Raw genomic sequence first — 4,057 nt, 5'->3', positions numbered from 1 at the left:
GGACGACGCCGTGCTGCGCGCCTTGGCGGCGCGCCAGCACCTGCTGCTACAGGCGCTGGAGGGTCGCGGCCACGCCGCCCTGGGTCCGATCGAGCTGGGTCAGCCTGATATCCGCCGCTGGCGCGAGGAGGCCCTGCCCGAGGCCATCGCCCAGGCCCGCGCCCACCCCGAGTGGTCGAGCCTGGCCGGCGATGGCCGACACTGGCGTGACGACGATGCCCGTGCCGGCGCGATCAGCGCGCTGGCGCGGGACTTTGCCCGTGCGTCGGCCGGGCCTCACTGAGTCATCAGGAAATAGGCCGTGGTGACGGCCACCTGCTGTTCGTCGCGGAAATCGGGGGTGGTCGTGCCGTAGGCCATGCGGTCGTCCAGGGGCCAGATCTGGCCGGTCGTCACGAGGTGATCGCCGGCATAGAGGACATCGCGCAGACGCCCGAAACGGGCATCTGCGCGGCCGTCGATCTGCTGGTCGAGCATGGCCGCCAGCGAGTAGGTGACGCCCTTGAGCACCATCACATTGCGTGGCAGCTGCACATAGGTGCCCACCGAATCGCCAGCCTCGGCCCAGGTCACGTTCCGGAAGCACACCTGCACTTCCTGCGGGTTGCCGTTGCTGTCCAGGTAGACCTGACGGTCGGGCTGCCCTTCGGCACGCCCCTCGGGCAGCCGGATGCCGGACGCCAGGAACGCGTTGATCATGGGGGTGCCGCACAGCTCGGTGCTCCCCCCATTGACCTTGCCGCTCGGGTCGGCGGGGTCATCGCCCGGCGGGTGACGGGTGATCTGGGCGCTGAGAAAGGCTTCGTAGGCGAGCTGCCAGCCCTGCACGAAGTCGGTGGACAGGCGCTGGTTGGCGGCGGCCCGCTGCAGGTCGCGCCCCACGGCCACGGCACCCAGCAGCAGCCCGATCACCAGCAAGGTGATGCCCAGCTCCAGCAGGGTGAAACCGCGCTGGGCGCGCCGCCCGGACAGGCTTGCGCGGGCCACTGCCACGCGGCGAGAGGATGTGTGCACGGGAAAGGACATGGGGTTCACCTCGTGGTCAGTAACCGATGGCATCGGCTTTCAGGGCGTTTTCATTGACGGAGACCGCCAGGTTGGTCATCGCGGTGGTGCGGGAAGCGAAGTCGCTCCAGACGTCGTAGGCCTCCTCCCGCGAGAGTATGGCCATGGTCTCGGCGGCAATCGCCACCACGTCGGCGGCAATCGCCGCCGCGATACCAGCGGCCGCCAGCCCGATCTGGAACGAGCGGGCACCGGCACTCATGGTCGTGTCCGCGGTGGCAGACACCATTTCCTTGGCGGCGTCCAGCGAGGCCGACACCGCACTGGCGAGGCCGGCCGTCGCCGCGGCAATGCCGGCATCGCCCAGCTTCACGGCCACATCGAGCTGGTCCCGGTAGTCGTAGAACGACCGCTCCATCACCAGCGCCCCGGTGCCGGCGTTGACGTGGGCATGCGAGATGGCCGCCAGGGCCGCGCCGCAGTGCAGGACCGCGAACAGTTCGGCGTGGCTGACGGCCAGCACCAGGTCGTCGTAGCCGTGCATCACCGTCTGGGCGGCGGCAAAGGTCGGGGTGTCATTGCTGGCCGAGGCGTTCTCTCCGTCAAAAGGCTGGCCGTCGCCATCGGCATCGAGCAGCCCGGGTGCGGCGATCACGAAGGCCATGGCACGGCGCGAGCCGGTGGTACCCAGTGCCCGCACGGCCAGCGTGCCGGGAGGCGCCACATACGCGCTGCCCTTTCGGTCGTTCAGGGCCAGGCAAATGTCGATCAGACTGGTGGCCCGGGGCACGGGCGTGGTCAGGCACGGTGTTGGATTCGACGCATTGCAGGCCGCATCGAGCGGGGACGTCGCGCCGTCCGACCCATTGAGTGGGAACGCCACGTCCGATCGCGTGGCCCCCAGTTGCGCTTCGACCGTCTGCGGCAATGGCGGCAGATTGGGATTGGGCGCGTTGCTGTTCGAAGGCGTCGGGAAGGGTGTAGGCACGCGCAGCGGGTTCATGCGGTCCATCCGCATGGTCAGGTCCCGGTTGTCCTGCGCCTCGGCCGATGTCTCGCGGTACACGCCATAGCGCAACTGCCCCGCCTCGGGACGCGGCAGACCCAGGGTGCGCCAGGGCAGGTAGCCCACCTGGCCCTGGTCGCAGTCCTCGGCACCCGCCGTGTCCGCCGCCGGGCAGGGAAGCCGGTGGTGGGCCTGCACAAAGCCCAGCACCGCGTCGCGCGACTGGTCCTGCGCATCCATCTGGCGGACCGCCACGCGCTGGCGCGCGGACTGCTGCCAGAACACCACCGCGGCCAGCAACACCAGTCCCAGCGCCAGCAGGGCGACCGAGATTTCAACCAGGGTGAACCCCGTTTCGTGCCGCTTCATGGGTTCAGCCCTTTCTCGTCCAGCGCAATGGCATGGCGTAGGGCATCAGCCAGGGCGCCATAGACCTGTTCGGCATACACGTTCGAGTCGGCCAGTTTCTGCTGGGCATCGGCGTATCCCTCCTTCGCCTCCACCAGATCGATGATGGACAGCACCAGGTCCGCTGCGGCCACGATCGCGTTGGCGGCGGCAACGGCGATGTTGAAGGCGGTCACGCCTTCGGTGTTGGCGGCCGAGGCAATGCTGATCAGGGAACTGGCCGTACCCAGCGCCAGCCCCATGGCCGACAAGGTCACGGCGGCGATCGCACCTTGCACGGCAGAATGGGCCTGCCCGACATCGAACAGCCGCAGCGACCAGTACGCCTGCATGACGCGCGCGTTGTCATAGGCGGCGTAGGCCCCCTGGGCCGCGGCCTGCATGGCGGACAGTCTGGCCACGCAGCCGATGCGGCCCGCCAGATCGGCCGGGCCCACGGCCAGCGCGAGGTCATCGAAATCCACCGCCTGTGCACGGCCAGGCATGTCGAACGGGAGGGTGCCACCGCCGGTGGCATTGTTGCCATCGAACTGGCCGTTTTCCCCCGGGTGCACGATCACGAACGCCACGGCCATCGCATCCGCCGTGTCGCGGCCCACACGCAAGGATCCCGCCGCCATCGGGTTCGCGGCATAGCGCCGGAGTACATGGCACCAGTCCAGGCCATTGACGATACTGCGCCGGCTGTTGGCCACCGCGATCAGTGCCTGCACCGCATCGGCGGCCGCCTTGGCACCGGCCGGCACGGTGCCGACAAAACCCGACGCGCCGGTCTCGGAAACGCTGGGCAAGCCTGAGGGAACGGTCAGGTCATCCAGGTTGAGGTCAGCGAAATTGGGCAGGACGGGCACACCGCTGAAATCGATGTTCAGGTCCGGTGACACCCACGGCTTCCGTTCCGGCTCCGATGCCAGCGGCGATGGAGCGACAGCCAGATCCACACCGCCCCCCCGGTTGACGCCGTACCGCAGCCTGCTGAAAGAGCTGTCAAGCCCCAGGTCACGCCAGGGAAGCGCCCCGGTGCTGTTGCTGCCGCCGCAGCTCTCGCCCCCCTGGAAAGCGGACGAGGCCGGACACGGCAGGCGGTGATGGGCCAGCACGAAGCCCTCCACCGCGGCCTCTGCCTCGTCGAGCTGGCGCTGGATCTCGATCCGGGTCATGGGCGCCCGGCTGTCGGCCACCCAGCGCCAGATGAAGATGCCGATGATCCCGATGATGACCAGGGCAACACTCAACTCGATGAGCGAGAAGCCGCCTTGTCTGCGGTGGGTCTGCGCGCTCATCGGGTGCCTCCCTTGCGGTCCACGTTGATCAGGATCTGTTCCGCGACGGACGGCGGCATGGGACCGACACCGCCGTTGGACGTGATGTTGCAGGTGGGCACCTTCTCGGCCTCTTCCTTCACCTTGTCGCGGTTGGCGATCGCGTCATCCACCCGGTCCTCGGCGGGTTCCCGCTGGAGCTCCAGGGCGTCGATTTCGCGCTGCAGCTTGCCCGGTCGCAGGAAGAGACTGTCGTCAGCCGGACGGTTCCAGCCGTAGGTGTCACCCGTACCTCCCATCAGTGTGGCCATCACCGACAGCACGTCGTTACGGACGTTGTAGATGGTGTGCGCGATATCGTCGTCCAACAGGGTGT

General features: G+C 68.4%; 5 protein-coding genes. 1 reads left to right on the top strand and 4 read right to left on the bottom strand.

What is annotated here, in order from left to right; translation table 11 throughout:
• Window positions 1-283 (top strand): DUF3482 domain-containing protein (locus tag PHQ87_RS14805; protein ID WP_300235998.1); only part of this gene is annotated, 283 nt, incomplete at its 5' end.
• Here PHQ87_RS14805 and PHQ87_RS14800 read toward each other — a convergent pair.
• The 4 genes from PHQ87_RS14800 to PHQ87_RS14785 all read right to left on the bottom strand — a co-directional run.
• Window positions 277-1,026 carry a type II secretion system protein gene (locus PHQ87_RS14800; RefSeq protein ID WP_300235997.1) on the bottom strand — a complete coding sequence of 250 codons (750 nt, stop codon included), beginning with the start codon at window positions 1,024-1,026 and terminating at the stop codon, window positions 277-279. The two genes, PHQ87_RS14805 and PHQ87_RS14800, sit on opposite strands and share 7 nt — an antisense overlap.
• Before the next feature lie 16 nt (window positions 1,027-1,042).
• Window positions 1,043-2,380 (bottom strand): prepilin-type cleavage/methylation domain-containing protein, encoded by a 1,338-nt coding sequence (locus PHQ87_RS14795; RefSeq protein ID WP_300235995.1) that lies wholly within the window; start codon window positions 2,378-2,380, stop codon window positions 1,043-1,045.
• Window positions 2,377-3,702: a prepilin-type N-terminal cleavage/methylation domain-containing protein gene (locus PHQ87_RS14790; RefSeq protein ID WP_300235993.1), complete on the bottom strand. Its 1,326-nt coding sequence runs from the start codon at window positions 3,700-3,702 to the stop codon at window positions 2,377-2,379. The genes PHQ87_RS14795 and PHQ87_RS14790 overlap by 4 nt, the downstream gene beginning before the upstream one ends.
• On the bottom strand, window positions 3,699-4,057 hold a 359-nt coding region (locus tag PHQ87_RS14785; RefSeq protein WP_300235991.1), incomplete at its 5' end, for a hypothetical protein. The genes PHQ87_RS14790 and PHQ87_RS14785, both read right to left, overlap by 4 nt.

The sequence above is a fragment of the Hydrogenophaga sp. genome (assembly GCF_028698005.1).
Classification (GTDB): Bacteria; Pseudomonadota; Gammaproteobacteria; order Burkholderiales; family Burkholderiaceae_C; genus Hydrogenophaga.
Note: the sequence above shows the minus strand (reverse complement) of the source record. Positions and strands in the feature narration are given on the sequence as shown.